The organism is Meiothermus sp. Pnk-1 (assembly GCF_003226535.1).
Lineage (GTDB): Bacteria > Deinococcota > Deinococci > Deinococcales > Thermaceae > Allomeiothermus.
Map to the genome: position 1 here is coordinate 102,863 of NZ_QKOB01000007.1, position 8,215 is coordinate 111,077.

General features: G+C 67.4%; 10 protein-coding genes. 4 read left to right on the forward strand and 6 right to left on the reverse strand.

All coding sequences use genetic code 11. The features are described 5' to 3' along the window. Positions 1 to 5 precede the first annotated feature (5 nt). The 6 genes from DNA98_RS11660 to DNA98_RS11685 all read right to left on the reverse strand — a co-directional run bounded on the left by DNA98_RS11660 (position 6) and on the right by DNA98_RS11685 (position 6,125). Positions 6 to 1,280: a S41 family peptidase gene (locus tag DNA98_RS11660; protein ID WP_110530870.1), complete on the reverse strand. Its 1,275-nt coding sequence runs from the start codon at positions 1,278 to 1,280 to the stop codon at positions 6 to 8. A 49-nt stretch (positions 1,281 to 1,329) separates the two neighbouring features. Then, positions 1,330 to 1,731 carry a hypothetical protein gene (locus tag DNA98_RS11665; RefSeq protein WP_110530872.1) on the reverse strand — a complete coding sequence of 134 codons (402 nt, stop codon included), beginning with the start codon at positions 1,729 to 1,731 and terminating at the stop codon, positions 1,330 to 1,332. 95 nt (positions 1,732 to 1,826) lie between these two features. Then, positions 1,827 to 2,969, reverse strand: a complete 1,143-nt coding sequence (locus tag DNA98_RS11670; protein ID WP_110530874.1) for a SpoIID/LytB domain-containing protein — start codon at positions 2,967 to 2,969, stop codon at positions 1,827 to 1,829. Positions 2,970 to 3,010: 41 nt separating this feature from the next. Next, positions 3,011 to 4,525 carry a bacillithiol biosynthesis cysteine-adding enzyme BshC gene (gene bshC, locus DNA98_RS11675; protein ID WP_110530876.1) on the reverse strand — a complete coding sequence of 505 codons (1,515 nt, stop codon included), beginning with the start codon at positions 4,523 to 4,525 and terminating at the stop codon, positions 3,011 to 3,013. 77 nt (positions 4,526 to 4,602) lie between these two features. Continuing rightward, positions 4,603 to 5,244 carry a Crp/Fnr family transcriptional regulator gene (locus DNA98_RS11680; RefSeq protein ID WP_110530878.1) on the reverse strand — a complete coding sequence of 214 codons (642 nt, stop codon included), beginning with the start codon at positions 5,242 to 5,244 and terminating at the stop codon, positions 4,603 to 4,605. Positions 5,245 to 5,309: 65 nt separating this feature from the next. After that, complete coding sequence (locus tag DNA98_RS11685; RefSeq protein ID WP_110530880.1) at positions 5,310 to 6,125, reverse strand: 1,4-dihydroxy-6-naphthoate synthase; 816 nt, start codon at positions 6,123 to 6,125, stop codon at positions 5,310 to 5,312. Positions 6,126 to 6,154: 29 nt separating this feature from the next. Here DNA98_RS11685 and DNA98_RS17820 point away from each other — a divergent pair, with 29 nt between their 5' ends. The 4 genes from DNA98_RS17820 to DNA98_RS11700 are packed head-to-tail and all read left to right on the forward strand — an operon-like array spanning position 6,155 to position 8,042. Next, on the forward strand, positions 6,155 to 6,316 hold the full coding sequence (locus DNA98_RS17820) for a hypothetical protein (protein ID WP_158531644.1): 162 nt from the start codon (positions 6,155 to 6,157) through the stop codon (positions 6,314 to 6,316). A gap of 47 nt (positions 6,317 to 6,363) precedes the next feature. Next, entirely contained in the window at positions 6,364 to 7,176 is an 813-nt protein-coding gene (locus DNA98_RS11690; protein ID WP_110530882.1) for a DUF5602 domain-containing protein, read from the forward strand. Between the two features lie 28 nt (positions 7,177 to 7,204). Continuing rightward, the gene (locus DNA98_RS11695) at positions 7,205 to 7,597 is read left to right on the forward strand and encodes a cytochrome c (RefSeq protein WP_233493194.1); all 393 of its coding nucleotides are present in this window, start codon (positions 7,205 to 7,207) and stop codon (positions 7,595 to 7,597) included. 55 nt (positions 7,598 to 7,652) lie between these two features. Then, positions 7,653 to 8,042 carry a hypothetical protein gene (locus tag DNA98_RS11700; protein WP_110530884.1) on the forward strand — a complete coding sequence of 130 codons (390 nt, stop codon included), beginning with the start codon at positions 7,653 to 7,655 and terminating at the stop codon, positions 8,040 to 8,042. The last annotated feature ends 173 nt before the right edge of the window (positions 8,043 to 8,215 follow it).

An 8,215-nucleotide genomic window follows, 5' to 3' on the forward strand; every position in this document is an offset into this window, starting at 1 on the left:
AATCCCTACTTCAGCAGCTCGAGGGCTTTTTCCAACGCCAGGTCGCGCCCCTGGCTCAGGGCTTCCAGATCCTCCGGCAGCAGCACATCCGGGGTCACCTTGAGGGGGAAAGGGGTTTGGTCTAAAGCCCGCATCCTGAGGCTCGAGACCGAGATGAAATCTCCGCTGATGAGCGGCCCCTCGGCGTCGCCCGAAACCCCCAAAGCCCCGGCGGTAGGTTCCCCAATCACCTTGGCCCGCCCCGCCGCCTGGAGGAAGTAGGCCAGCATCTCCGCGGAGTTCACCGTGTAGCGGTTCACCAGCACCACCAGCGGGAGCTTGGCCTGGTAGGGGTTGGGGACCGCCCGCTCCAGCTCGCGCCCTTGCCCCTCGCGTTGGCTGAACACCTGGCCGTTCTCGAGCGTCACGGTCTCGTCGAGGCCCTGAAAGCGCTGGTCGTAGATGAAGCCGAACTTGGAGATAAAAGCCCCCGCCGCCAGCAGGGCTTCTACGTCGTAGCCGGTGAGCGCATCGCGCAGGTCGAGGATCATCCCCTTGGCCCCCGCGCTTTCGGCCCGCCGGGCGGCCTCGTAGATGCGCTCGGCCACGCTGAACTGGGGAGAGCTATAGAAGTGGTAAACCTTCAGGTAAGCCACCTTGCCCAGCAGCTCGTAGCGGGGCTGCATGGTCTGTTGGGCCACCCGAGCGGCGAGGCTCGCCCTCCGGAGGGTCCCTTGGCGGCTGTAGGTGAGGGTGAAGGGGCTCCCGCTGCCCGTCTCTAGCTCCTCCAGCCTGGCCAAAGTGGCGGGCTGCCCAGCCAGCTCGGTGACGAGGTCGCCCCGGCGCAACCCCGCCTCGAAAGCCGGTTCGCCGGGGAAGGACTCCACCACCACCAACCCCTTGGGGGTCTCACGGACCCATACCCCGATGCGCGGGGCCGCCGGACCCAGGCCCTGCTCGTAGCGGCGGGCGTCCTCGAGCTCGCGGGCGCTGACGAAGCGGGTAAAGGGGTCGCCCAGCTTCTGGAGGATCTCCTCGAGCACCCGGCGGGCCGGCTCGTAGCCGCAACGGTCCTTATCGGGGGCGCAGGCCTGGTCGAGCTGGGGCTGGTAGAGGCGGCGCAGCTCGCGAAACGAAGGCAGCTGGGCCGGGCCGTTATAGTAAAAGCCCAGGAAAAAAGTTCCCTGGTCGAACAGCGCTTGGGCCAAAGACCCTGAGGTAGGAGCCGCTCGGGCGGCAAGGGAAAGAGCTAGCCCAACGGCGAGCAGCAACCTACCCAGCGGGGGGTTGAACGGCGGCATGGCTCAACTATACGCAGAGCAAGATTAATTGCATGGCTGCGGGGCGGTCTCAACGGGCTCGAGCCCTCCCTTTCCCGAGGGGGCGGAAGCGGACGGCCTGCCACTCCGCATCCAAGACCACCACCGTCACCACCCGCAAGCCTTCCTTGAAGACCGCGTCCCAGGCGGTGTCACGGTGCATCTCGTTGTCCGGGCGGCGGGGGTAGGCGATCCAGAATTGCCCGCCGGGTTTGAGGACGCCCAGGGCGACCGGCAGCAGGGCGCGAAGCTCGGCCTCGGAGCGCACGAATGCCTTCACCACGTCGCAGCTGGCCCCGCCGGTGGGGGGCTGCCGGAGGAGTTCCACCCCCTGGGCAGCAGCTTGCCAAGCCTCGAGGTAACCCGCGGGGGCATTCAGCACGAGCGCCCGACTGCCGTGGCGCAAGGGGATTTTGTCAACGGGATAATTCATGGGCATATATTCTGATAATATCAGAATAGCGTCGCCCTGCAAGGGGGTTTCTAACGATGGAGATGCGATTAAACGGAGGTCGAGGCCAAGCCCGGCTACCGCTGGGCGACCGTGGCCCCCACCGGATAGCCCGCCGCCACTAGCTTGTCGTGGAGACCGCTTACCACCTCAAAGCTGCTGAGAAAGGTGCCCGGATAGTAGTAGCCGAGGATTTGACGGAAATCCCAGCCCTGTTGGGCGAAGCCCTTGGCCCCCCACTGGCTCATCCCTACCCCGTGGCCTAGCCCACGCCCGCTCACCTGCCAGCCGTTGATCGAGATGCGGGTGGAGGGCAAGCCCAAGCCCCGCAGAAAGCGGGTGGCCTCGGCCCCGGCGAGCTCGACGGCGCGCAGGCTACCCCGCACGCGGACGCGCGAGGGGCGGCCCGAGTCGGTGTAGGAAAGGACCTCGAGCGAGAGCACCTCCCCCACCGCAGCCCCCTGGGCCAAAAGCCGCTGGGCCACCGCAGCCGGCGAGAGGGTAAGCGCCCAGGGACTTTTGGGGCTTTGCGAGTAGGGGTCGGGGCGCGGCAACAAGTAGGGAACCGAGCGGCCCCAGACCTCCTCCGCGGCGGCGGTGTAACCGCCCGAATCGGCGTGGTAGACGGCGGCGATGGGCTGGTTGGCGTAGCTCACGATGAGGGTGCGGGTAGCCTGCACGGCGGCGGTGTGTTCGGGGGTCTCCACCCCGCGCCCGCCATAGACCTGGCAGCGCTCATCGGCGCAGAGGTCGTAGAGGCCGCTGGGGTTGAGCCGGCTGAGGGCGAAGGTGCGGGCCAGGATGGCCTGGGCTTGCAACGCCGCAGCGGGAAAGGAGCGCGGAACCTCGGCGGGCAGCACTCCCAACAGGTAGTCCTCGAGCCAGACCCGGTTGATCAGCAACAGCCGCCCGTTTTGGGCCACCACCAAAAGGCTCCCGCGGTAAGCTTTATCCCCCAGGATGAAGCCATCCCCGGCCAGCTCGACCCAGGGCCCGACCTTCTGCCCGTCTACCAGCACCTCGCTCCCGCTTTGGGCGAGGCCCACCGGGCCGCCCGGAAAAGCCTGGCGGCCCCCCGCGGTGATCCGCTGGTGGCTTCCCAGGGTTATTTGGGCGCTGGGGGCCTCCAGCAACAGCACCCGCAGCAAGAGGTCGGGCTGCTGGGCCAGGGCCGTGGCCAGGAAAACGGCGAGGGCCAAGAGCCAGCGCGGCAGGGTCATCCCAAACAGTATACGCGGGGGTGGGCTCGAGGCTGTGACGGCTAAACCTCGAGCCCCACACTCCCCACCGCCGGGGCCTGGCGCAACCGCTCGAGCACCCCTTCCCCGTGCTTGAGGAGGTACATCAAGAAGGGATAAACCCGCTCCTGGGGCGCACCACCCGGGGTGAGGTGGAGCCTGAGGCGCTCGAACTGCGCGCGCACGAGGCCCTCCTTGCGCAGCTCGGCCTGCAAGAGCTTGTGGTGCAACCGCTCGAGCTCGTGGGTCACGCGTTTTTGGGACCGGCGGCGGGAGTGCTCTAGGGTCGGCTCGAACTGCGCCAGCAAGCCCTGAACCTCGGCAAACTTGGCCGCGATCTCGCCGAGGGAGGCCTCGAGCTGCCGGGCCAAGGCGTGCTGCCGGGCCAGCGCCTCCAGGAACTTCCCTTCGGGATCGGACTGGAAGGCCCAGGGGTCGAGGCCGTAGCGCCCCAGGATGCGCCGGATAGGGGGCTCGAGCACCGTGGCCCCCATCCGCCGGATCACCGCGGGAGGCTCGAGGCCGTGCAGCCGGTAGACCCCGCCCAGCTCGGCCACGTACTTGAGCTCGCCCGGCCCCACCACGAAGCCGGCGGTGGGCAACACCAGGTCTTGCAACACCGGGCGCAGCCCCGCCGCCGGGGTGATGCGCGCAGGGTGGCGGTGCAGGATCGCCAGGAGGTCGGCCGGGGTATAGCGGCGCTCGCCGTCCTCGAAATGGCCCTCCCGAAAACGCAGCAGGCGGCGCACCCCATCCTCGCCCTCGAGGAACAGGTTGGTCGCGGCCTCACCCCGGCCCAGCGCCGGCTCGAGCCCATCGGCCCGCATCCGGGCGGCGGTCTGGTTGATGGCTTCGGCGGAAGCCAAGGGCATGGCGATCTCGCGCTCGAGCGCCGGGACGAAAAGCGGGGCCAGCTCGGGGGCCATGGGGTCGAGGACCACCAGCCCCTCGCTTCCCAGAAACTCCAGCAGCAACCGGGCGAACACCTCGCTATACGACCACTCCCCCACCATCGCCCGGCAGATCCGCTCCCGCACCGAAGGGACCCCCCCAAACCTTCCCAGCAAGGCGCAGACCTGCTCCAGGTAAGGGCCGAAAGGGATACGGCCCGTGGGGCGGGAACGGGGCAGCTCGAGGCCGAGCGTGTGCAAGCGCTCGTCCAGGTCCAGCAGCCGCACCGAGCGCACCTCGTCGGTATCGTGGTCCTGCGAGGCGACCCAGAACACCGCCACCACCGCCCGCCCAGGGGCGTCGTACTGGCGGGCCAAGGCCAAGGCAGAGTGGGCCTTGTAAAAGGTGAAGGCGGGGCCGGTGAGGAGCCCGGCCTGCTGCCCGGTGACGATGGCCCGGCTATGCGGTTCCCCCAACCGGCGGGCGGCGGCGAGGCTGGCGGGGGGGGCGCCGATGCGGTGTAAGTAGGCTAGCAGCCCGGCCATCAATTCGGCCCGAGGGGCCGGGCGGGGACGCTCGAGCAGCTCGGGCAAATCCTCGAGGCCATAGGGCAGGTAGGGGCGGAGTCGTTCGGACGTGGTCGGCACGGCAAATCTCCATCAGAGCATCGGACAATTCCCGCAAGGCCGGTTGCAGCAGATCACAATCCGAGCGCTGCCTGCCCCTATCCCGCTACCCGGCGCAGCTCCTCCGGGCGCAAGACCAAGATGCGGCGGTAGCCGAGTTCGATGGTCTCCTCGAGCGCCAACTCGCCCAGCACCTTGGTCACGGTCTCGCGGGTCGAGGCGGCGAGGTGGGCCAGGTCCTGGTGGGAAAGGGTGATCTCGTACCCTTCTTCCCCCTCGCGCATGGCCGCCAACAGGGCTTTGGCCAATCGGGGCAGCACCTCCTTGAAGCGCAGGTCGCGCAGGCGCTCCTCGGCCTTGCGCAACCGCTGGGAGAGCAGGATCAGAAAAGCGGTCTGGGCCGCCGGGAAACGGGACATCAGCCGCTGCAAATCCTCCCGGGAAGCCGAGAACAGCTCAGAGTCCACCAGCGGCTCGGCGAACACCCCATAGCGCCCCTCTGGGAGCAACGCGGCCTCACCGAAGATCTCCCCGGTCCCCACCACCGTGAGGGTGATCTCCTCTTCCTGGGCGCCCAGCTGGAACAGCCGTACCCAGCCCTCCTTCACGTAGTACAGCGTGCGGGCCTCGTCCTCGGGGTAGCACAAGTAGCTGCCCCGCCGGGCCGAGAACGGGTGAAAAACCCGCTCAGCCTCCCCACGGGCTTCGGGGGGCAACGCAGCGAGGAACTGCGGAATCATGGCTCTTACTTTATCGCCTAATTGTGATTGGATCACCGGATGCTGCGATACGATGGCGGGGACCCTCACCGCGCGAGAAAATTGCCCTGGCTCGAGCCCGGAATGAGCCCCCTGGCCTCGGCCCGGCGAAATAGCTCGGCCACCGCCCGTTCTCCCTCCTCGCCCACGTCCAGCGAGAACTCGTTGACGTAGGCGTGGATGTGCGCCCAGATCACCTCGTCCTCGAGTTCCTGGGCATAGCGCTTGATGTAGGCCACCGTCTCCTCGGGGTGGGCGTAAGCGTACTCGAGGCTCTCTCGCACCGCCCGGTCCAGCGAGCGGATGGCGGCCTCGCCCAGGTCGCGCCGGGCCAGGATGGCCCCCAAAGGGATGGGCAGCCCGGTCTCCGCCTCCCACCATTCGCCCAAGTCCAACACCTTGACTAGCCCGTAGCGGGGGTAGGTGAAGCGCGACTCGTGGATGATAAGCCCGGCGTCCACCTGACCCGACTGCACGGCAGGCAGGATCCGGTCGTAGCGCATCTCCACCGGGACGAAGCCGGTGCCGTACAGGGACAGGAGCATGGACGCGGTGGTGTTCGTGCCGGGGATGGCGATGCGCTTATCCACAAGGTTATCCACAGGGGCACGGGCCACCAACAAGGGCCCCACCCCCCGCCCCAGGGCCCCCCCCGAACGCAGGGCCACGTACCGCTCGCGGAGCCGCCCATACGCGGCATAGCTGATCTTGGTGAGGGGAAGGCGGCCCTCCATGGCCCAGCGGTTGAGGGTTTCCACGTCCTCGAGGGTTTCCGCTACCGGGAAAGGGCTCGCGACCTTGCCGTGGACGAGCGCGTAGAAGATGAAGGTATCGTTGGGACAAAAAGAGTAACCGAGTTCCACCCGGCCATGCTACCCGGCCAGCCGCGACCGTGCAGGAACCAGATCACCAGACCCAGCAACCGCCGCGTTCGCTCAGCGTATTGCCCCCCAGCGGCAACCCGGCCTCGACCGAGCCCCAGCCTGCCCACCTGGCGCTGGGGCTCGAGGAAGGCCAGTTTTTTGGAGGGGCGGGGAATATAACGCCGATTTAACACCCCCCGGAGCATTCTGATCGCGGGCTAAGGCCCAGGAGGTCAAGATGCAAGCGTACTCGAAGCGGCTCATCCCCCTCGTGGGGGCCGGGGCATTGGCGACCATCGGGCTCCTCGCTATCGGCCAGGCGCAGCAGACTGTGGCCGGTCCGAGCGCGGTGCTCTACGGCGCCAAGGTCTCGAGCTGGGCCAAGTTGGGCGCGAACGGGCAGGTGATGGAAGCCGGGGTGACGATTCCCCTCAGCGGTATCGAGAAAGCCCCCGCCGCTGACCCCAACCACCAGGGGATGAACATGCAGATGGGGCCGGAGGTGAACCTCGAGTTCCCCGACGTGGTCAAAAAAGCCACCTTCCTCGACCACATGGAGCTGTGGTGGGAGCCGCTGGGCCACCCGCCGGATCGCTACCTGACCCCGCACTTCGATTTCCACTTCTTCGGGCTCCCGGCCAGCGAAACCAAGACCATCGACTGCAAGGACCTGACCGTTCCCACCCCCGAGCTGACCCCCCAGGGCTATGCGCCCGCCGTGCCGCCGCAGGCCAATCCCGAGGAATTCTGCGTGCCGCTGATGGGCTTCCACGCCCTACCGCTCTCGGAGTTTTCCGCTCCCGGCCAGCTCAAGCCCGGCCTCTTCGACCAGGTGATGATCGCCGGGGCTTATGCGGGCAAGTTCGCCTTCTTGGAACCGATGATCACCCGCGAGTTGCTGCTCAAGAAGCAAACCTTGAGCATGTCCGTGCCGCGTCCGCCGGTGCTGGGCCGCAAGACCCTCTATCCCACCCGGTTCGACGTGACCTACGACTCCGCCAGCAACGCCTACCAGTTCGTGTTCAGCGGCTTCACCATGACCGACAAATAGCCCCCTTCGCCGGGCTCGAGGTGCATTGTTGAAACTCGCCACGACCCACCTTCTGGCCTTGCCCAGCCTCTTCGCCCTGCTACTGGTGGCCCTGGCGCAAACCGGGGGATTCACCCTCCAGGCCGAGCGCGGTCGCGCCTTGAGCCTGGAGCTCTGCGCCGCCTGCCACGGGGCGAGCCTGGCTGGGCGCTACGGACCCCCGCTTAGCGGGCCGCGCTTCCTCGAGCACTGGAAGGGCAAAAGCGCCAAGGAGCTTGGGCAGTTTATCGCCCGCCGGATGCCGCTGGGCCGGGCGGGAATCCTGAACGAGGCGCAGACCCTCGAGCTGCTGGCCTACATCCTGCAAGCCAACGGCTACCCAGCCGCAGGGGCCGAGCTGCGGATGGATGGGCTCGATCGGCTCGTCATCGGAGGGCCCTGAGCCCGCCTTTAGCCGATGCTTGAAGCGATACGCCAGGCTTTTGTACAGTGCAGCCATGCGATTCAGAACTTTGGCCCTGTTCGCCCTGCTGGCCCTGTTGGCGGCCTGTGCTCCCCAACAGGCCACCCAGGTCCCCTCGGTGGGGTTTGCCGCCAGCCCGCAGCAACTCTACGACGCCTTGGTCCAACTCGGGCCGACCATCCACCCCGGAGCCGGTTACACCAACTACCGCATCGTGGACCGGGGCAGCTCGAGCGTGTCCTTTGTGGCCGAGCTGGCCTTGGGCACTAGCTTCAGCTTCTTGATGCAAGATGCGCGGCTGCAAGTAACCTGCCAGGTAATCCCGGCCCAGGGCCGCACCGACGTAGGCTTCGTGTACTGCTCCCCGCAGGAGCAGGCGCAGCAGTTTTATGACCTGCTCTCGACCCGCTATCGCCGGCTCTAACCGCCTCCTCTAGCACTCCGGGACGATCCGCCGCGTTTTGCGTGCGGCGTATCCCCACCCCAATCCTCAGTACATCCCATGTCGTACGAAGGGGATTGGTCCCCTAGGTGTACCGGCTCCGCCGGTCCCAAAGGGAATCTACCTCCGGGTGTACGGAGCTTGCTCCGTCCCGA